1 protein-coding gene is annotated in these 24,871 nt (G+C 34.5%); it reads right to left on the minus strand.

Going from position 1 to position 24,871, the window contains the following annotated elements; all coding sequences use genetic code 11:
- Positions 1 to 24,867 (minus strand): Ig-like domain-containing protein, encoded by a 24,867-nt coding sequence (locus LPB137_RS14255; RefSeq protein WP_076088778.1) that lies wholly within the window; start codon positions 24,865 to 24,867, stop codon positions 1 to 3.
- Positions 24,868 to 24,871 lie beyond the last annotated feature (4 nt).

Here is a 24,871-nt window from a genome sequence, read left to right on the forward strand (position 1 = left end):
TTATAAGTTAGTGTCAATCTCATCTTCAATTAATAATTTAACTGTAGAATTTGCACCTGTTCCAGTATAAACATTATAGCTTACACCTTCAACATCTTCTTTTCCTGAGTTATTCCATTCAGTTACATCAAGATCAACTTTATCTTCATTTTCACCTTTGATGATTAATTGATTATCAGCATCTGCTAAGTCTAAAACATCATCCATTTCTATTTTAATATCATTTGATTTATTATCTTCTAAATCAACTATATTTGCACCATCAACACTTTTCACTGCTGCACTTAAGTCAATATCAGTTGTTGTAAACCAAACGTCTTCAGTCATTATACTAGAACCATCTGCTTTTGTTGCAGTTGATTCCATATGCATTTTACCATCAAGTCCTGTTGTTTCAGTCATTTGAGTTGAAATTGAAGTAATATCAAGTTCAGCTAATGTTTTCATTTCACCGTCTTCAACTTTTGCATCACCATCATCTATCCAAACATCAAGACCTGTTAATTCATCACCTGTTAATTGTCCATCATTATTTGTATCTAATGCAGAAAGTTTTTCATATCCATTTGTATATTGTCCACCTTCTTCACCAAATAATCTTGAACCATCCATATCATTTGCAGCATTACCATCTCTATTATCAACTAATAATCCATCACCTGAACCATCAATCCATTCAATAGTATCTAATTCTCCGTCTGCATCAATATCAAATTGAACTGTCGCTCCAATTGTATTACTTATACCTTTATCAATTGAAGAAGTTTCACCAGTAACACCAATTTCACCATCACCACTTAAGTCAAATGTAATAGGAGAAACTCTAAATACACAAGTTCCATCATGTATTTCTACATTTTTATAATCTGAACTATATTCAATATTATCAGAACTGCTTCCTTCAACGTTTGAAATTCTCATTTGGAAGTTCTCTTCATATTCATTTCCAGCTGTGCTTGAATGTAAATCATTATCAGTTGTTATTTTTTCTTTCCAAGTTTGAACTTCAAAGTAATTTGACTGAGTTTCACCTGCTTGAATTAATACTTTTACAACTCCACCTTGTTGTACTAAACCATCTTTTTCAACTGTATAATCCCAAGTTGCGTAATCAGGTCCAACTTGTGATCTATTTCCAGAACTAACTGTTGTACCATTTGGAACTTTATCATGGATAACTTCTTTTATTACTCCATTAGAGTATCTAATATCGTATTTTCCACCCCACATAATATCTTGATGTGATTGTTCCCAACCATTAGCATCAACTCTTGTTGCTGTTCCATCAGTAATTTGTACAGTTACCCATGTATCTTGAGTTACTGCTTCATCTAATCTTACATTATACCAACCAGAATTACCTTCAGCAATATCTTTTGTACCACATAAAGATGCGTTAATTGGAACATCATCTAATCCTGTAACATTAACAGTTACATTTGCAGAATCTGATTTCTCTCCATCTGTAATTGTATATTCAAATACTACATCTTGATTTTCACCTTCATTTAATTTTTGTAACTCTTCTCCTGGAGTAAATTCAATTTGTCCATTTACAACTTGAGCTGTTCCTAAAATTAATCCAGCAATATTTGTTACATTTACTATTTGGCCATTACTTACATCTTGACCTTGAACATGAGTAATACTTAGTGCATCATTTTCTGGGTCAGTGTCATTACTTAATACATCTACAGTGATTGCTGTATTTTCATCCGTAGTTATACCTTGTGTTTCAAAAGTTTTAACAGTTTGAGTTAAAGTAATGTCATCAATAAACATTCCTCTACCTGCGTCTGGGTTAGATGTTCCTACTTCTCTAAATTGAATTTCAACTGGATTGCCTGTTCCTATAAATGAAACAGAATCATCAAGCCAATTAACTGTAGATAAACCCGTTCCATCTTCGCTATATGTTCCTAAAACAACGCCATCAACTGCAACTTCGAATGTACAAACTTCAGCATTATATCCTGGTCTTGCAGAGTAGTTAAAGTCTAACTCATACTCAGCTCCAGCAACTGTATCTACTGTTCTTGTAATACCTGATGAATCTGGATATGTATTTGAATCATCTGTATTTAATTCAACATATTTTGTTCCATCTGCTGCTAAACCTGTATATATAGTTCCACCACTTGTATTTTGAATTGTCTCATCTCTTACTTCTATCTTCTCATCACAATTAATTGATGTCCATCCATCAGCTGCATCTACAAATGTTACATCATCTGTATTTAAATTAACTTCAAATGACGATGTAAATACAGTCGTAACTTCATCAACAATTACTGCTGCTTGTCCATCATCTATAGCATTTGGTGCTGTATTATTTATAGTACAACCAGTAGTATCAATATCAAATGTTACAGTTGCTATATCAGACTCTTTTCCATCTGAATCAATTGCAACGTAATCAAATGAATCATCAACTTTATAATCAACATTCACTTCATCTGGAGTATATTTAATTTGAGCTGTCTCATCATAAACATCACCAATTTTAACTTCATTTCCATCTACTGTTAATACACCATCTTCTGGTAAAGACTCTATTCTAATTTTAACAATTGTTGAGTTTGCATCATCTTCTATATCTGATACAAAATCATCAAGAGTAAATTCTAATCCATTCTTCATTGAATTATTTTCTGTAACTTGTCCTACTAACTTGATATTATCAATAAAAGCACCATATGAATCAGAAGTACCGGTAGCTTTAAATGTTAAATCTGCATCATTACCAGATACTCCTGTAAATATTGCTTCTATTTCGTACCAACCTTCCGAATTTTCAACAGAAGTATATGTAACACCATTATCTGCTACAAATGTAACATTTCCACTTGTATCAGAATTTACCGCTAATTCAATTCCTCCAAAAGAAACAATCATATCACTTGAATCTTCTGAATCCGGTCTTGGTTTATAATCAAATGATAATACAAATGTATCATTAGAACCCAATTCAACATTTGTTTTAATTGCTGTATTTTCATGAGGATCTAATTCTGCATGCTGACCACCATCAGATGCAGTTGAACCAGCTGTATTTCCACTTTGTATTTCTATACCAGAATCATTTAATATCCATTGAACTCCATTATCTCCAGTATAAATACCATCTTGGTTATCTCCATAGTCTACAAACCATCCTGAACGAACGTCATCTCCTGTACCAGCTGTTGTCTCAAATGACTCACTTAGTAATAGTGTTTCACTAATAACTTCATCGGAACAAGTTAATTCATAATTTGCATCTTCAGCATCTGGTGCAATATTAGGTACATCAGTTCCATTAATATTAATAGTAACAGTATTAGTAGATTGATCACCATCATTATCTATAACTGTGTAAGTAAATTCTTGACTTATACTCTCACCTGCTTCAAGATTATCTCTCGTATCTTCGTTTACTACAAATGTATATGCACCATTCTCATCAACAGTCATTGTTCCGTAAGGATTATCTAAATCTCCCCAAATAATCTTATCTAGTCCATCTGCACCTGCATCATTACAAACATTACCACTTACTTCTGGTAATTCTCCTGTAGGTTTAATACTTGCAAATATTCCAAATGTATTATCTTCTGCTTCATTTGTATAAATTGTTTTTACGTAATCTCCATTTTCATCTTGGAAACCTTCTACTGTAAATACATAATCTTGCCCATTTACATCAATTATTACATCTTGAGTTGGTAAGGTAATTATATCTCTTGATTCAATCTCATTATTTGTATTTGTTGTTTCTGTATGGTCTAAAAGAACATCAAAATCTACTGATACAGCTTCGCCATTTACAAGAACATCCATACTCATAGTAATTGTTGTTTTATCTAATACTGATGTACCTTGGTAAACTGTCCAGTTTTGATGAGTAAATTGTGCTAATTCAAATATCCCATTTGTATCAATTTCAGCACCACTTGTTGTTGTAAAATCTGTATTGTCAATTAAGTTATATCCTGATTGACCATGTCCAGTAACTGCACTTGTTCCCCATTCAATAGTGTCGATTAATGCGTCTGAATCTGTATTTGTTTCTGTAACTTGATTAGTTCCACCTACAAACACTGAATCTTTAAATCCTGCACTTAAGTTACTTACAACTACTACATCTTTTTCAATATTAATTTCTCTAGTAATTTCACAACTAGTTGGCATATCATCTTCAATTTTTACGATAAATGAACCTGTTGTTGTTTCAGTACCATCATTAGCTTTTACACCAATATCTAAAGAAATTACATCTTCTGTTGTTGTATCTGGGTGATCTACTGGACCTAATAAGTCAACTGTGTATTCACCATTATCATTAATAGTTACTTTTATTATTTCTTCAGTTCCAACTTTACCAATTAACTCATTAGTATCACTTCCACTCCAAACGATTGTTTCACCATTTGACTTTAGAATAGTAGTTGGTGCAACTAATGTTACAGTTACAGCATCTCCATCTGGATCGGAAATACTGATATTTCCAGATAATGTTGCTTCATTTGTTGTATCATTAACTCCTGTTTCATCTTCAATTCCACCAGGTAACCCTTCTTCTGACACATTGATAGTTGATGTTCCAATTTCTGGTGCGTCATTAAGATCAACTGTATAACCTTCCGTATCCGTTGCTGTTGCTGTATTTCCAGCATCATCTGTTGTTGTTACACTCGCATCAATTATACTATCACTATCTGCTACTAAATCAGAACCAGCAACAATAATTGCGAAGCTATTATTTGAAACTGTTCCTGTATATTCAGTACCATTAATTGTTAACGTTACTGTATCTCCATCTTTAACATCTCCACCAACTGTACCTGTAATAGTTATGTCTTGATTTGCTTCTGATGATTTAATAATATCATCAGCAGTAATATTTTCATCTAATGTAATTGTTGCTTCAATTTCAGTATCAACTGTATAACCTTCCGTATCCGTTGCTGTTGCTGTATTTCCAGCATCATCTGTTGTTGTTACACTCGCATCAATTAAACTATCATTATCTGCAGCTAAATCAGAACCAGCAACAATAATTGCAAAGCTATTATTTGAAACTGTTCCAGTGTATTCAGTACCATTAATTGTTAATGTTACTGTATCACCATCCTTAACATCTCCACCAACTGTACCAGTGATAGTAATGTCTTCACCTGATTCACTTAAGTTAATAATATCATCAGAAGTAATTGCTTCATCTAATGTAATTGTTGCTTCAATATCTGTATCTACACTATAAGTCTCATCATCCATTACTGTTGTTGAGTTACCTGCTTCATCTGTTGTTGTTACTGATGCTTCTATTTTATTATCTGGATCTGCTACTAAGTCTGCTCCTGGAACGTCTATTGAGAACGTTAAATCATCTTCAACTGTTCCTGTAAACTCTTTTCCATTTACACTTAATGTTACTGTATCTCCAGGTTTTACATCATCACCAACTGTACCAGTGATTGCGATATCTTCATTTGCTTCACTCGCATTTATTACATCATCAGGTGTAATTGCTTCATCTAAAGTTATTGATGCTTCTGGTGGTGTTGTATCCACATTTGAAGAATCTGTTCCTTTTGGTGATGTATTCCCTGCTTCATCTGTAATTGTTGCATCTACTACTAATGTTTCTCCATCAATAATATCTTCTGCTGGAATTGTTACTGTTACTGTTCCATTTGTTATATCTTCTGGTGTTAACTCTTTTGTAAAGTCTGGCTCTCCATCTCCATCTGTATCTACATCTAATGTATCTCCAGCTACTGCTTCTGGTGGCAATGTAATTACTGCTTCAACTCCTGCATTCACTTCTTCTTCATTTAAGAATCCATCTCCACCGTCTAGTATCTCTACTGTTGGTGCTGATGTTTCTTCTGTATCTACACTATAAGTCTCATCATCCATTACTGTTGTTGAGTTACCTGCTTCATCTGTTGTTGTTACTGATGCTTCTATTTTATTATCTGGATCTGCTACTAAGTCTGCTCCTGGAACGTCTATTGAGAACGTTAAATCATCTTCAACTGTTCCTGTAAACTCTTTTCCATTTACACTTAATGTTACTGTATCTCCAGGTTTTACATCATCACCAACTGTACCAGTGATTGCGATATCTTCATTTGCTTCACTCGCATTTATTACATCATCAGGTGTAATTGCTTCATCTAAAGTTATTGATGCTTCTGGTGGTGTTGTATCCACATTTGAAGAATCTGTTCCTTTTGGTGATGTATTCCCTGCTTCATCTGTAATTGTTGCATCTACTACTAATGTTTCTCCATCAATAATATCTTCTGCTGGAATTGTTACTGTTACTGTTCCATTTGTTATATCTTCTGGTGTTAACTCTTTTGTAAAGTCTGGCTCTCCATCTCCATCTGTATCTACATCTAATGTATCTCCAGCTACTGCTTCTGGTGGCAATGTAATTACTGCTTCAACTCCTGCATTCACTTCTTCTTCATTTAAGAATCCATCTCCACCGTCTAGTATCTCTACTGTTGGTGCTGATGTTTCTTCTGTATCTACACTATAAGTCTCATCATCCATTACTGTTGTTGAGTTACCTGCTTCATCTGTTGTTGTTACTGATGCTTCTATTTTATTATCTGGATCTGCTACTAAGTCTGCTCCTGGAACGTCTATTGAGAACGTTAAATCATCTTCAACTGTTCCTGTAAACTCTTTTCCATTTACACTTAATGTTACTGTATCTCCAGGTTTTACATCATCACCAACTGTACCAGTGATTGCGATATCTTCATTTGCTTCACTCGCATTTATTACATCATCAGGTGTAATTGCTTCATCTAAAGTTATTGATGCTTCTGGTGGTGTTGTATCCACATTTGAAGAATCTGTTCCTTTTGGTGATGTATTCCCTGCTTCATCTGTAATTGTTGCATCTACTACTAATGTTTCTCCATCAATAATATCTTCTGCTGGAATTGTTACTGTTACTGTTCCATTTGTTATATCTTCTGGTGTTAACTCTTTTGTAAAGTCTGGCTCTCCATCTCCATCTGTATCTACATCTAATGTATCTCCAGCTACTGCTTCTGGTGGCAATGTAATTACTGCTTCAACTCCTGCATTCACTTCTTCTTCATTTAAGAATCCATCTCCACCGTCTAGTATCTCTACTGTTGGTGCTGATGTTTCTTCTGTATCTACACTATAAGTCTCATCATCCATTACTGTTGTTGAGTTACCTGCTTCATCTGTTGTTGTTACTGATGCTTCTATTTTATTATCTGGATCTGCTACTAAGTCTGCTCCTGGAACGTCTATTGAGAACGTTAAATCATCTTCAACTGTTCCTGTAAACTCTTTTCCATTTACACTTAATGTTACTGTATCTCCAGGTTTTACATCATCACCAACTGTACCAGTGATTGCGATATCTTCATTTGCTTCACTCGCATTTATTACATCATCAGGTGTAATTGCTTCATCTAAAGTTATTGATGCTTCTGGTGGTGTTGTATCCACATTTGAAGAATCTGTTCCTTTTGGTGATGTATTCCCTGCTTCATCTGTAATTGTTGCATCTACTACTAATGTTTCTCCATCAATAATATCTTCTGCTGGAATTGTTACTGTTACTGTTCCATTTGTTATATCTTCTGGTGTTAACTCTTTTGTAAAGTCTGGCTCTCCATCTCCATCTGTATCTACATCTAATGTATCTCCAGCTACTGCTTCTGGTGGCAATGTAATTACTGCTTCAACTCCTGCATTCACTTCTTCTTCATTTAAGAATCCATCTCCACCGTCTAGTATCTCTACTGTTGGTGCTGATGTTTCTTCTGTATCTACACTATAAGTCTCATCATCCATTACTGTTGTTGAGTTACCTGCTTCATCTGTTGTTGTTACTGATGCTTCTATTTTATTATCTGGATCTGCTACTAAGTCTGCTCCTGGAACGTCTATTGAGAACGTTAAATCATCTTCAACTGTTCCTGTAAACTCTTTTCCATTTACACTTAATGTTACTGTATCTCCAGGTTTTACATCATCACCAACTGTACCAGTGATTGCGATATCTTCATTTGCTTCACTCGCATTTATTACATCATCAGGTGTAATTGCTTCATCTAAAGTTATTGATGCTTCTGGTGGTGTTGTATCCACATTTGAAGAATCTGTTCCTTTTGGTGATGTATTCCCTGCTTCATCTGTAATTGTTGCATCTACTACTAATGTTTCTCCATCAATAATATCTTCTGCTGGAATTGTTACTGTTACTGTTCCATTTGTTATATCTTCTGGTGTTAACTCTTTTGTAAAGTCTGGCTCTCCATCTCCATCTGTATCTACATCTAATGTATCTCCAGCTACTGCTTCTGGTGGCAATGTAATTACTGCTTCAACTCCTGCATTCACTTCTTCTTCATTTAAGAATCCATCTCCACCGTCTAGTATCTCTACTGTTGGTGCTGATGTTTCTTCTGTATCTACACTATAAGTCTCATCATCCATTACTGTTGTTGAGTTACCTGCTTCATCTGTTGTTGTTACTGATGCTTCTATTTTATTATCTGGATCTGCTACTAAGTCTGCTCCTGGAACGTCTATTGAGAACGTTAAATCATCTTCAACTGTTCCTGTAAACTCTTTTCCATTTACACTTAATGTTACTGTATCTCCAGGTTTTACATCATCACCAACTGTACCAGTGATTGCGATATCTTCATTTGCTTCACTCGCATTTATTACATCATCAGGTGTAATTGCTTCATCTAAAGTTATTGATGCTTCTGGTGGTGTTGTATCCACATTTGAAGAATCTGTTCCTTTTGGTGATGTATTCCCTGCTTCATCTGTAATTGTTGCATCTACTACTAATGTTTCTCCATCAATAATATCTTCTGCTGGAATTGTTACTGTTACTGTTCCATTTGTTATATCTTCTGGTGTTAACTCTTTTGTAAAGTCTGGCTCTCCATCTCCATCTGTATCTACATCTAATGTATCTCCAGCTACTGCTTCTGGTGGCAATGTAATTACTGCTTCAACTCCTGCATTCACTTCTTCTTCATTTAAGAATCCATCTCCACCGTCTAGTATCTCTACTGTTGGTGCTGATGTTTCTTCTGTATCTACACTATAAGTCTCATCATCCATTACTGTTGTTGAGTTACCTGCTTCATCTGTTGTTGTTACTGATGCTTCTATTTTATTATCTGGATCTGCTACTAAGTCTGCTCCTGGAACGTCTATTGAGAACGTTAAATCATCTTCAACTGTTCCTGTAAACTCTTTTCCATTTACACTTAATGTTACTGTATCTCCAGGTTTTACATCATCACCAACTGTACCAGTGATTGCGATATCTTCATTTGCTTCACTCGCATTTATTACATCATCAGGTGTAATTGCTTCATCTAAAGTTATTGATGCTTCTGGTGGTGTTGTATCCACATTTGAAGAATCTGTTCCTTTTGGTGATGTATTCCCTGCTTCATCTGTAATTGTTGCATCTACTACTAATGTTTCTCCATCAATAATATCTTCTGCTGGAATTGTTACTGTTACTGTTCCATTTGTTATATCTTCTGGTGTTAACTCTTTTGTAAAGTCTGGCTCTCCATCTCCATCTGTATCTACATCTAATGTATCTCCAGCTACTGCTTCTGGTGGCAATGTAATTACTGCTTCAACTCCTGCATTCACTTCTTCTTCATTTAAGAATCCATCTCCACCGTCTAGTATCTCTACTGTTGGTGCTGATGTTTCTTCTGTATCTACACTATAAGTCTCATCATCCATTACTGTTGTTGAGTTACCTGCTTCATCTGTTGTTGTTACTGATGCTTCTATTTTATTATCTGGATCTGCTACTAAGTCTGCTCCTGGAACGTCTATTGAGAACGTTAAATCATCTTCAACTGTTCCTGTAAACTCTTTTCCATTTACACTTAATGTTACTGTATCTCCAGGTTTTACATCATCACCAACTGTACCAGTGATTGCGATATCTTCATTTGCTTCACTCGCATTTATTACATCATCAGGTGTAATTGCTTCATCTAAAGTTATTGATGCTTCTGGTGGTGTTGTATCCACATTTGAAGAATCTGTTCCTTTTGGTGATGTATTCCCTGCTTCATCTGTAATTGTTGCATCTACTACTAATGTTTCTCCATCAATAATATCTTCTGCTGGAATTGTTACTGTTACTGTTCCATTTGTTATATCTTCTGGTGTTAACTCTTTTGTAAAGTCTGGCTCTCCATCTCCATCTGTATCTACATCTAATGTATCTCCAGCTACTGCTTCTGGTGGCAATGTAATTACTGCTTCAACTCCTGCATTCACTTCTTCTTCATTTAAGAATCCATCTCCACCGTCTAGTATCTCTACTGTTGGTGCTGATGTTTCTTCTGTATCGATTACTGCTGAATCTGTATCTTCTTCTGACACATTTCCTGCTACATCTGTAATTGTAGCTTTTACTTCAATCTCTTCACCTTCTGCTGGTGCTGGGTATGTTAAGGCTAATCCATTATCTAACATATCTTGATCTACTGGGTAGTCAGTTGTTGTTCCATCTGGGTTTGTTACATTTAAAGTATCACCAATTTTTGCTTCTGTTGGTACTGTTATTGTTACATTTACATCACCATTTAATTCATCTGCATTAATTAATCCATCATCATTTACATCTTCAGTAATTGTTACTGTTGGTGCTGGAGGTGGAGTAATATCAACTGTATAATCTTCAGTATCTTTTACTGTAATTTCATTTCCTGCTTCATCTTTTACTACTAAAGTTGCATCAACAACTTTATCTAAATCAGTAATAAACTCTTCACCTGGAACTTCAATAGAGAATGTTAAATCATCTTTAACTTCTCCAGAGTAATCTTTACCGTTAACTCTAATAGTAACGATATCACCTTCTTTAGCATCGCCTGTAACAGTACCTGTAACTTCTACTGGTCCTTCTGATTCTAATTTATTAATAATTCCATCTTCAGTGATTTCATCTAAAATAATTGTTGCTTCTGGTGCAGTTGTATCAACAACTGATTCATCACTACCTTTTTCTGATGTATTACCTGCTTGGTCAGTAATTGTTGCATCTACTACTAATGTTTCTCCATCAATAATGTCTTCATTATCAATTGGTACAATTACTTCACCTGCAGTTATATCTTCAGGAGTTAATACCTTTGTGAAGTCTGGCTCTCCATCTCCATCTGTATCTACATCTAATGTATCTCCTACTATTGCAGTATCAGGTAATATAACTTTAGCTTCTACTCCTGCTGCTACTTCTTCACCATTTAAGAAGTCATCTCCACCATCTAGTATCTCTACTACTGGTGCTTCTGTTGCTTGTGTATCTACAGTGAAATCTTCATCATCATTAGCGCTTGCTTTATTTCCCGCTTCATCTTCAGTTGTTACTGTAGCTTCCACTAATTTATCTGCATCTGCTAATAATTCTGATCCAGGTACTTCTACTTTGAATGTTAAACCTGGTTCTACTGTAGTTGTATACTCTGTACCATTTACAGTTACAACAACTTCATCACCAACTTTTGCATCTCCACCAACTGTTCCTGTAATCTCTACTGGAGCTTGTGATTCATCGCTATTAATAATTCCATCTGTTGTAATTTCATCTAATGTAATTGTAGGTATTGGATCAATAGTATCAACTAATGATGTATCTGTACCTGGAGCAGATGTGTTACCTGCTGTATCTGTAATTGTTGCTTCTACTGTTAATACACCTTCTTCTGGAACATCTTCTGCGTCTACTGGTACAGTTACAGTACCTGCTGTTATATCTTCAGGAGTTAATACTTTTGTGAAATCAGCTTGACCATCACCATCTGTATCTACATCAAGAATATCACCAGCTACTGCATTATTTGGTAATGTAACAATTGCTGTTACACCAGCATCTACTTCTTCACCATTTAATTTTCCATCACCACCATCTTGTATTTCTACTGTAGGCGCATCAACTGGATTAATATTAAGTTCATAATTCTCATCATCTGTATCACTTGCTGTATTACCTGCTAAATCTGCAATTGTAATTGCTGCATCAACTAATTTATCTGCATCATCTACTAAATCACTACCTTGCACATCAACACTAAATGTACCATCTGCATTAACAGTTGTAGGATAATCAACATCATTAATTGTAACAACTAAAGGATCATTCTCTTTAAAGTCACCTGTAACTGTACCTGAAATTTCAACTTGAGCTTCAGATTCTGCTTTGTTAATAATTCCATCTACTGTAATTTCATCTAATGTAATTGTAACTACTGGTGGTACGATATCAACATTTGAAGTATCTGTTCCTTTTTCTGATGTATTTCCTGCTTCATCTGTAATTGTTGCATCTACAGTTAATACACCTTCTTCTGGAATATCTTCTGCGTCTACAGGTACAGTTACAGTACCTGCTGTTATATCTTCTGGTGTTAATACTTTTGTGAAGTCCGGTTGACCATCACCATCTGTATCTACATCTAATGTATCTCCAGCTACTGCAGTATCAGGTAATGTAACAATTGCAGTTACTCCAGCATCTACTTCTTCACCATTTAAATATTCATCACCACCATCTTGTATTTCTACTGTTGGTGCTTCAGTTGCATTTATATCTACAGTGAAATCTTCATCATCATTTGCTACAGCTTTATTTCCTGCATCATCAAATGTTTCTACACTGGCATCTACAATTCCATCAGTATCAGCTAATAAGTCACTTACTTGCACTTCAATTGCAAATACATTCCCTGCATTAACAAAACCTGTATATGTAACTCCTGCAACTATTAATGTTACTTTATCTCCAATTTTTACATCATCTCCAACAGTTCCTGATACTATAATTGTATCTTCTTGTGATTCAACAAAGTTAATAATTCCATCACTTGTAATCTCATCTAGTGTAATTGAAGCTTCTGGTAAAATTGTATCTACTAATGATGAATCAATTGCTTTTGGAGATTTATTTCCAGCTGGATCTACAATAATAGCTTCTACTTTTAATTCTCCATTTTCTGGAATATCTTCTGTAGGAATATCTACTATTACTTTTCCAGTTGCTACATCAGTTGCATCTAATACTTTTGTAACATCTGCTATTCCATCACCATCTGTATCTACTTCTAATATATCACCAATATCTGCTGATTCTGGAATTGTAATTTCTGCTTGAACGCCGGCAGCTATTTCTTCTGCATTTAATTTTCCATCTCCACCATCAAGAATTTCTAAACCTGGAGATCCAATTTCACCTGCATCAACTCCATATAATTGACTATCTTCAGCTGTAGCTGTATTTCCTACTGCATCACTTGTTGTAATTGTTGCATCAATTGTAGAATCATCTGTTTCTTTATCTGCTACTAAATCACTTCCTGGAACATCAATAGAGAATGTTAAATCATCTTTAACTTCACCTGTAAATTCTTTTCCATTTACTGTTAATGTTACTATATCACCAACTTTTGCATCTCCACCAACCTTTCCAGTTACTGGTACATCTGTTTGTGATTCGGCTACATTTATTACATTATCAGCTGTTACATCATCTATTTCAATAGTTACGTTTAATTCTGTTGTATTAACTACAGACGTATCTGATGCCTTTGGAGATTCTTTTCCAATTGAATTAACAATAACTGCATCAACTGTTAATGTTTCACCATTTTCAGGAACATCTTCGGCAGGAACATCTACAATTACTTCTCCTGCTGTAATATCTTCAGGTGTTAATACTTTTGTGAAATCTGGTTGACCATCTCCATCTGTATCTACATTTAATGTATCTCCAATTTCAGCATCTTCAGGTAATGTAATTTTTGCTTTTACACCTGCGTTTACTTCTTCTGTATTTAGTACTTCATCACCACCATCTAATATTTCCACTACTGGAGCTTCTGGTATTGGATCAACAGTTAATGTTACAGTTGCTGGTTCTGATAGTAATCCATCATTATCTTCTACTGTATATTCAAACGAATCTGGTCCATTATAGTTCTCTTCTGGTGTATATGTTACCTCTCCTGTTAGTGGATCTACTACTAACACACCATGTTCTGGTTGTTTTGTGATAACTACTGTTGTTGGATCGATTGTTCCATCTACATCTGTATCATTTCCTAAAATATTTAATGGTGTTGCTAAATCTTCATCTACATTAAACGTATCATCAACTGCAACTGGTGCATCATTTACACCAAGGATTGTAAGGTTTACTGTATCTGATTCACCTTTTAATCCATGCTCATCTGTTGCTGAATAATCGAATGAAATTGTTGCGCTATCATCTGGCCCTAAAAGATTAAATAATGGACTTCTTACATCATAGTTATCACCTGTGATTTCTATTGATAATAATCCTTGTGCTTCTAATGCTGCTGCTACAGAATCTGGTATCTCAGTACTCATTGTAATTGTATCTGCACCTAGTACTAATCCTCTAGTTGTTTCTAAACTAGTGATTAATGCTTTTAATTCTGTTGCATCATTTGCATTTTCAACTGCTGCTACGAATGCTATATATACTGGGTCATTTTGAACTACTTGACCTATTAATGAATTCTCTACGAAATCAAGTATTACATCTTTTGCTTCATCTAAAGGAACTGAAGATGGATCATCAAAGATATTTCTTGCATCTAAATCTGTTTTTGTTACAGAAATTTTTAAATTATTCTCATAGTTAAATGATTGAATAGCATCACCATCTGGATCTATCGCACTTAACGTTCCATTATAATGACTATCTTCTAAAGGAACATCTAATAAATCACTTTCCATTACTGTTGTATTTAATTCTGCTACTACTGGTGCATCATTTGTGGGATCTACAGTTAATGTTACAGTTGCTGGTTCTGATACTAATCCATCATTATCTTCTACTGTATATTCAAACGAATCTGGTCCATTATAGTTCTCTTCTGGTGTATATGTTACCTCTCCTGTTAGTGGATCTACTACTAACACACCATGTTCTGGTTGTTTTGTGATAACTACTGTTGTTGGATCGATTGTTCCATCTACATCTGTATCATTTCCTAAAATATTTAATGGTGTTGCTAAATCTTCATCTACATTAAACGTATCATCAACTGCAACTGGTGCATCATTTACTGGATCTACTGTTAATTTAACTACTGCTGGGTTTGAAACATCTCCATCAACATCTTTAACTGTATATGTAAATTCATCTGCTCCGTTATAGTTCTCTTCTGGTGTATATGTAACTGTTCCATCAGGATTAACTGTTAATGTTCCATGTGTTGGTTGTTTTGTAATTACTACTGATGTTGGATCTAATTGCGAATCTACATCTGTATCATTTCCAAGAATATCTAATGGTGTTGCGATATCTTCATCTAATGTGAATGTATCATCAACTGCTACTGGTGCATCATTTACTGGATCTACTGTTAATTTTACTACTGCTGGGTTTGAAACATCTCCATCAACATCTTTAACTGTATATTCAAACTCATCTGGTCCATTATAGTTCTCTTCTGGTGTATATGTTACTGTTCCATCAGGATTAACTGTTAATGTTCCATGTGTTGGTTGTTTTGTAATTACTACTGATGTTGGATCTAATGGAGAATCTACATCTGTATCATTTCCAAGAATATCTAATGGTGTTGCGATATCTTCATTTAATGTGAATGTATCATCAACTGCCACTGGTGCATCATTTACTGGATCTATTGTTAATTTTACTACTGCTGTATCTGTAGAACCATCTTCATTTATAATGTCATAAGTAAATTCATCTGGACCGTTATAATTTTCTTCTGGTGTATATGTTATTGTTCCATCAGGGTTAATTACAACTAGACCATGACTTCCTTGAGTTATTCCAGTTACATTTAAGTCACCTGAATCATGATTTTTATCATTATCTAATACATCAATAATTAAACTTGAATCTTCATCTAATTCTCTAATATCATCAATAGCATCAACATCATTATCTAATACAACCACATTTGCTTCATCATTATCTACATCAATTGTAGAATCGGCTCCAACTGAACTTAGTAATGAAACAGTTAAATCTTCATCTTCTTCAAATGTTGCATCATCAATAGTTTCTATATCAATTGGTGCTTCAGTTTGTCCTGCTGGGATTGTAACAGTATATAGTGTAGGTTCTGTGTAATCATCATTATCTACATCACCAGTTATTGCAAAAGTAACAACAACATCTTCATCTGAAGGTGTATCAATTTTTACTGTAAATTCAGCAGTTGTTCCTTCTGGAATTGAACTTTGTTCTGTGATAATCGAAACTTTTGGTGCAGATAATGAATCTAAAATTTCAGTTGATGCTTCATCATTTAAAGCATCTATTCTTGAGTTAGCACCTGTTGTATCTGTTATTTTAATATCTAAATCTTCAGATCCTTCATATATGCCATCTACAATAGTTTCAATATTTAATGGCACTTCAGTTTCACCTGCAGGAATAGTTACAGTATAAGTCGTTGGTTCAACATAATCTTCACCATCAACATCTCCACCAATTGTAAATGTAACCACAACATCTTCATAAGCTGGATTATCTAATTTAACTACAAATTGAGCAGTTTCACCTTCATTAATAGAATCCGTTATACCTTCTAAAGTAACAACAGGTTCAGTATCATTATCTTTAATAGTTCCTAAACCTGTATCAACTCCAATATTAGCATTAGCTGATTGATTTGTTAATAATACATTAAAGTTTTCATCAGTTTCATATACAAGGTCATCAGTAATTTCAACTTCAATAGTTTGTGTTGTTTGATTTGGACTAAATGTGATTGTTCCAGTTGTTGCTGTATAATCTTCCCCTGCAATTGCATTTAAATCTTCAGTTGCAAAATCAACAGTAATTTCTTCACTACTTGGATTAGTAAGACTAACTGTAAATACCATTACACCTTTATCTTCATCTAATACAGCATCACCAATAATAATTGACGGTTTCCCATCATCATCTATAATTGTTGCTGTACCTTCTGTTACACCATTTGTTGTTTGTCCTTCTGTTACTACTGCTTCTAGTGTAAACTCTTCATTACCTTCTGATATTTCATCTTCTGTTGTAACTACTCTTACTACTACTTGAGTTTCTCCTGCTGGAATTGTCGCTTCATCTGCTGGTACCCATGTTCCATCTTCTTGTAGTACTTCTACTTCTGGTGAGTAATCTTCTTCTGTTGCTGTTCCCTCTTTTGGAGTTAAACTTACTGTAATATCTTCATCACTTGGGTTTGTAATACTTACTACAAATTGTGCTGGTTCACCCTCTGTTACATCTACATTACTTATTTCTAATGTTGGTAAATCATTATCTTTAATTACACCTGTTCCTACTGGTACACCTATCTCTGCATTATCTGATGGGTTTGTTAATTCTACTGTGAATTGTTCATCATTTTCAAACACTAAATCATCACTAATTGGAACTGTAATATATTGTACTGTTGTATCTGCTGGGAATGTTACTGTTCCATTTGTTGTTACATAATCTTCTCCAGCTATTGCTATTCCATCTACTGTTGCGAAATCAACAGTAATTTCTGAGTCACTTGGAGTTGTAAGACTTACTTTAAATGTCATTACTCCTGCATCTTCATCTAGTACTGCGTCTCCTATTATAATTGATGCTACATCATCATCTATAATTGTTGCTGTACCTTCTGTTACACCATTTGTTGTTTGTCCTTCTGTTACTACTGCTTCTAGTGTAAACTCTTCATTACCTTCTGATATTTCATCTTCTGTTGTAACTACTCTTACTACTACTTGAGTTTCTCCTGCTGGAATTGTCGCTTCATCTGCTGGTACCCATGTTCCATCTTCTTGTAGTACTTCTACTTCTGGTGAGTAATCTTCTTCTGTTGCTGTTCCCTCTTTTGGAGTTAAACTTACTGTAATATCTTCATCACTTGGGTTTGTAATACTTACTACAAATTGTGCTGGTTCACCCTCTGTTACATCTACATTACTTATTTCTAATGTTGGTAAATCATTATCTTTAATTACACCTGTTCCTACTGGTACACCTATCTCTGCATTATCTGATGGGTTTGTTAATTCTACTGTGAATTGTTCATCATTTTCAAACACTAAATCATCACTAATTGGAACTGTAATATATTGTACTGTTGTATCTGCTGGGAAAGTTACTGTCCCATTTGTTGTTACATAATCTTCTCCAGCTATTGCTGTTCCATCTACTGTTGCGAAATCAACAGTAATTTCTGAGTCACTTGGAGTTGTAAGACTTACTTTAAATGTCATTACTCCTGCATCTTCATCTAGTACTGCGTCTCCTATTATAATTGATGCTACATCATCATCTATAATTGTTGCTGTACCTTCTGTTACACCATTTGTTGTTTGTCCTTCTGTTACTACTGCTTCTAGTGTAAACTCTTCATTACCTTCTGATATTTCATCTTCTGTTGTAACTACTCTTACTACTACTTGAGTTTCTCCTGCTGGAATTGTCGCTTCATCTGCTGGTACCCATGTTCCATCTTCTTGTAGTACTTCTACTTCTGGTGAGTAATCTTCTTCTGTTGCTGTTCCCTCTTTTGGAGTTAAACTTACTGTAATATCTTCATCACTTGGGTTTGTAATACTTACTACAAATTGTGCTGGTTCACCCTCTGTTACATCTACATTACTTATTTCTAATGTTGGTAAATCATTATCTTTAATTACACCTGTTCCTACTGGTACACCTATCTCTGCATTATCTGATGGGTTTGTTAATTCTACTGTGAATTGTTCATCATTTTCAAACACTAAATCATCACTAATTGGAACTGTAATATATTGTACTGTTGTATCTGCTGGGAAAGTTACTGTCCCATTTGTTGTTACATAATCTTCTCCAGCTATTGCTGTTCCATCTACTGTTGCGAAATCAACAGTAATTTCTGAGTCACTTGGAGTTGTAAGACTTACTTTAAATGTCATTACTCCTGCATCTTCATCTAGTACTGCGTCTCCTATTATAATTGATGCTACATCATCATCTATAATTGTTGCTGTACCTTCTGTTACACCATTTGTTGTTTGTCCTTCTGTTACTACTGCTTCTAGTGTAAACTCTTCATTACCTTCTGATATTTCATCTTCTGTTGTAACTACTCTTACTACTACTTGAGTTTCTCCTGCTGGAATTGTCGCTTCATCTGCTGGTACCCATGTTCCATCTTCTTGTAGTACTTCTACTTCTGGTGAGTAATCTTCTTCTGTTGCTGTTCCCTCTTTTGGAGTTAAACTTACTGTAATATCTTCATCACTTGGGTTTGTAATACTTACTACAAATTGTGCTGGTTCACCCTCTGTTACATCTACATTACTTATTTCTAATGTTGGTAAATCATTATCTTTAATTACACCTGTTCCTACTGGTACACCTATCTCTGCATTATCTGATGGGTTTGTTAATTCTACTGTGAATTGTTCATCATTTTCAAACACTAAATCATCACTAATTGGAACTGTAATATATTGTACTGTTGTATCTGCTGGGAAAGTTACTGTCCCATTTGTTGTTACATAATCTTCTCCAGCTATTGCTGTTCCATCTACTGTTGCGAAATCAACAGTAATTTCTGAGTCACTTGGAGTTGTAAGACTTACTTTAAATGTCATTACTCCTGCATCTTCATCTAGTACTGCGTCTCCTATTATAATTGATGCTACATCATCATCTATAATTGTTGCTGTACCTTCTGTTACACCATTTGTTGTTTGTCCTTCTGTTACTACTGCTTCTAGTGTAAACTCTTCATTACCTTCTGATATTTCATCTTCTGTTGTAATTACTCTTACTACTACTTGAGTTTCTCCTGCTGGAATTGTCGCTTCATCTGCTGGTACCCATGTTCCATCTTCTTGTAGTACTTCTACTTCTGGTGAGTAATCTTCTTCTGTTGCTGTTCCCTCTTTTGGAGTTAAACTTACTGTAATATCTTCATCACTTGGGTTTGTAATACTTACTACAAATTGTGCTGGTTCACCCTCTGTTACATCTACATTACTTATTTCTAATGTTGGTAAATCATTATCTTTAATTACACCTGTTCCTACTGGTACACCTATCTCTGCATTATCTGATGGGTTTGTTAATTCTACTGTGAATTGTTCATCATTTTCAAACACTAAATCATCACTAATTGGAACTGTAATATATTGTACTGTTGTATCTGCTGGGAATGTTACTGTCCCATTTGTTGTTACATAATCTTCTCCAGCTATTGCTGTTCCATCTACTGTTGCGAAATCAACAGTAATTTCTGAGTCACTTGGAGTTGTAAGACTTACTTTAAATGTCATTACTCCTGCATCTTCATCTAGTACTGCGTCTCCTATTATAATTGATGCTACATCATCATCTATAATTGTTCCCGTTGCACTCGCTTTTGAACCTGTAGTATAGTCAGAATTTGTTGTTGTTCCTTCTATAACTTCTGCAGTTAAAGTATATATTTCATTTGTTTCTGATAAATCATCTTCAATAGTTGGAATTCTTACTAAAATTGCTGTATTTCCAGCTTCTATAGTTGCTTCATCAGCTTGTGTCCAAGTAATTCCATTATCACTTGATACTTCATAAACTTCAATTAAATCTGCATCATAATCTGTACCTTTTTTAGCTGTACCATCTTCTGTAGAGAATTTAAATTTAATATCTTCTGTTGAAGGATTAGATATTTGAACAGTGAAAATATTATAATCACCTTCAGTTACGATTGAATCTGAAATTGATAATGTTGGGATATCTCCATTATTACCACTATCGGCTATTCTACCTTCACCTTGATTATCTGCTATTTCAGAGTTTACTGGGTTTGATAGGTCAATATACATACTTTCGTCAACTTCATAAACTGTATCATCTAATACAGCAATTGAGATTGTTTTTGAAGTTTCACCTGGTAAGAATGTAATTGTTCCATTATCCGCAACATAATCTGATCCAGCTATTGCTGTCCCATCAGTAGTTGTATAATCTACAGTTACTTCATCACTACTTGGATTACTTAAACTAATTGTAAAAGTTAGTACACCATCTTCTTCATTTATAGCTGAGTCACTAACTACTATTTGAGGAGTTCCATCATTATCTAAAATTGATGCTGTTCCACTATCTGTTGGGTTTGCAGTTGTTCCATCTACTACTTCACCTTCTAATGTAAACTCTTCTACTGGCTCATCAATATCATCTTGAGTTGTTTTTACTCTTACTGGTACTTCAGTTTCACCTGCTGGAATTGTTACACTTGTTGCTGGTACCCAGTTTGTTCCATCAAATACTTCTACTTCTGGTTCAAAGTCACTATCTTCTGCTGTTCCTGCTTTTGGTGCTAAATCTATTGTTATATCTTCTGTACTTGGGTTACTTAATTGTACATTGAATACTGCGTAATCACCTTCAACTGCTTCAGAGTCTGAAATTGTAAATGTTGGAATATCTCCATCATCAAGAATTCGTCCTTCACCCTCTTCATCTGCTATTTCAGAGTTTATTGGGTTTGATAATTCTATTGTCATACTTTCTGAATCTTCAAATATTGCATCATCTATTACTGCAATTGAAATAGTCTTTGAAGTCTCACCTGGTGCAAATGTAATTGTTTCATTTAACACTGCTTCATAATCAGATCCTGCTATTGCAGTCCCATCTACTGTTTTATAATCTACTGTTACTTCTGATGAACTTGGGTTTGAAAGGCTTACTATAAATGTTAATAATCCATCTTCTTCTTGTACTACTGCATCTGAAATTGTAATTTGAGGAGTTCCATCATTATCTAAAATTGATGCTGTTCCACTATCTGTTGGGTTTGCAGTTGTTCCATCTACTACTTCACCTTCTAATGTAAACTCTTCTACTGGCTCATCAATATCATCTTGAGTTGTTTTTACTCTTACTGGTACTTCAGTTTCACCTGCTGGAATTGTTACACTTGTTGCTGGTACCCAGTTTGTTCCATCAAATACTTCTACTTCTGGTTCAAAGTCACTATCTTCTGCTGTTCCTGCTTTTGGTGCTAAATCTATTGTTATATCTTCTGTACTTGGGTTACTTAATTGTACATTGAATACTGCGTAATCACCTTCAACTGCTTCAGAGTCTGAAATTGTAAATGTTGGAATATCTCCATCATCAAGAATTCGTCCTTCACCCTCTTCATCTGCTATTTCAGAGTTTATTGGGTTTGATAATTCTATTGTCATACTTTCTGAATCTTCAAATATTGCATCATCTATTACTGCAATTGAAATAGTCTTTGAAGTCTCACCTGGTGCAAATGTAATTGTTTCATTTAACACTGCTTCATAATCAGATCCTGCTATTGCAGTCCCATCTACTGTTTTATAATCTACTGTTACTTCTGATGAACTTGGGTTTGAAAGGCTTACTATAAATGTTAATAATCCATCTTCTTCTTGTACTACTGCATCTGAAATTGTAATTTGAGGAGTTCCATCATTATCTAAAATTGATGCTGTTCCACTATCTGTTGGGTTTGCAGTTGTTCCATCTACTACTTCACCTTCTAATGTAAACTCTTCTACTGGCTCATCAATATCATCTTGAGTTGTTTTTACTCTTACTGGTACTTCAGTTTCACCTGCTGGAATTGTTACACTTGTTGCTGGTACCCAGTTTGTTCCATCAAATACTTCTACTTCTGGTTCAAAGTCACTATCTTCTGCTGTTCCTGCTTTTGGTGCTAAATCTATTGTTATATCTTCTGTACTTGGGTTACTTAATTGTACATTGAATACTGCGTAATCACCTTCAACTGCTTCAGAGTCTGAAATTGTAAATGTTGGAATATCTCCATCATCAAGAATTCGTCCTTCACCCTCTTCATCTGCTATTTCAGAGTTTATTGGGTTTGATAATTCTATTGTCATACTTTCTGAATCTTCAAATATTGCATCATCTATTACTGCAATTGAAATAGTCTTTGAAGTCTCACCTGGTGCAAATGTAATTGTTTCATTTAACACTGCTTCATAATCAGATCCTGCTATTGCAGTCCCATCTACTGTTTTATAATCTACTGTTACTTCTGATGAACTTGGGTTTGAAAGGCTTACTATAAATGTTAATAATCCATCTTCTTCTTGTACTACTGCATCTGAAATTGTAATTTGAGGAGTTCCATCATTATCTAAAATTGATGCTGTTCCACTATCTGTTGGGTTTGCAGTTGTTCCATCTACTACTTCACCTTCTAATGTAAACTCTTCTACTGGCTCATCAATATCATCTTGAGTTGTTTTTACTCTTACTGGTACTTCAGTTTCACCTGCTGGAATTGTTACACTTGTTGCTGGTACCCAGTTTGTTCCATCAAATACTTCTACTTCTGGTTCAAAGTCACTATCTTCTGCTGTTCCTGCTTTTGGTGCTAAATCTATTGTTATATCTTCTGTACTTGGGTTACTTAATTGTACATTGAATACTGCGTAATCACCTTCAACTGCTTCAGAGTCTGAAATTGTAAATGTTGGAATATCTCCATCATCAAGAATTCGTCCTTCACCCTCTTCATCTGCTATTTCAGAGTTTATTGGGTTTGATAATTCTATTGTCATACTTTCTGAATCTTCAAATATTGCATCATCTATTACTGCAATTGAAATAGTCTTTGAAGTCTCACCTGGTGCAAATGTAATTGTTTCATTTAACACTGCTTCATAATCAGATCCTGCTATTGCAGTCCCATCTACTGTTTTATAATCTACTGTTACTTCTGATGAACTTGGGTTTGATAAGCTTACTACAAATGTTAATAATCCATCTTCTTCATTAATAGTAGAATCACTAACTACAATTGTTGGAATATCTCCATCATCTGTGATTGTAATTTCAGTTTCTTCAGTAGGATTAGTAACTATACCATCTGTTAATGTAGCTTCAATAGTAAATGTTTCAGATGGTTCATGTTCTAAATCATCAATTGTTTTTACTCTTACTTGTATTTCTGTATCTCCAGCTGGTATTGTCGCTGAATCTGCTGCTACCCATTCTCCATTTACTAGTACTTCTAATTCTTCATAATCAGCTGATGAAGCTGTTCCCTCTTTTAGCACTAAATCAAAAGTTGTATCTACTGTACTAGCTTCGCTTAAACTAATTGTAACTACAGCATAATCACCTTCACTTACTGTTTGATTAGATATAGAAAGAGTAGGAGGTGTAACATCACCAATACCAATGTCATCAGTAGTATCTACAGGAACAGAAGTAATTGATTCTGAAAGATTAACCCATCTATCACTATCTGCAATTCCATTTAAAGGATCAGAAGTATTAGCAAAGTTAGCACTAAAAGTAGAACCATCACCAGTTGCATTTCCATCACCTCCAGGACCTGCTGCTGCTGCTCCTAAAGAATCAAGTAATGTTTGAAAATCTGATATCAAAGCAAGATTATCTCCAGAAGTTCCTCCTGTATCAACAGGGTTACTAGCTAAAGCTTCTAATCTATCTAAGATTTCACTTCCATTAAATGCACTGTTATCTAAAATTGGATCGATATCTTCATTTTCTACATTCTTGTTAATAATTACAGCTGTAGGATTTTTAGTGTTGTCATTATTTGCTTGTAAAAAAGGAACAATTCCATTTAATTCAACTGTGATTGTTTTCCCATCAACATTAAATACTAAAGAAATTGATTCTTGATTATCTTTAAAATTTAATATATAATTTGAAAATCCATTTGAAAAAATATATTGTTCACCCTTTACAACATTAAACTCTAAATCTTTATTTAAATCTATAACTTTATTTGAACCAAATCCATTTTTAATTGTTAATTTCATATTC

Source organism: Poseidonibacter parvus (assembly GCF_001956695.1).
Classification (GTDB): domain Bacteria; phylum Campylobacterota; class Campylobacteria; order Campylobacterales; family Arcobacteraceae; genus Poseidonibacter; species Poseidonibacter parvus.